Annotated in this window: 1 protein-coding gene; it reads left to right on the top strand. The window is 69.9% G+C overall.

The features are described from left to right. Window positions 1–236, top strand: a 236-nt coding sequence (locus ACQG3P_RS23730) for a hypothetical protein (protein WP_426806418.1), incomplete at both ends; no start/stop codon positions are given.

The raw sequence follows: 236 nt of genomic DNA on the forward strand, positions 1-236 counted from the left end.
TGCCGAGGCCGACGCCGCCAAGGCCGTGCCGATCCACGCCAGCGCCCATGAGCCCCAGCTGCAGGTCGAGGCCCCCTACGAGGCCGAACTGCTCCGCCAGGAGATGATCGCCCGCTACGGCGGCGACGTGCTCAACAAGGGCTACCACGACACAACCACAATCAATGCCGAGATGCAGACCGCCGCCAACCACGCCGTCCGCGACGGCCGGCTGGCCTACGACCACCGCCACGGAG

The organism is Stenotrophomonas sp. SrG, from assembly GCF_050031795.1.
GTDB lineage: Bacteria > Pseudomonadota > Gammaproteobacteria > Xanthomonadales > Xanthomonadaceae > Stenotrophomonas > Stenotrophomonas rhizophila_A.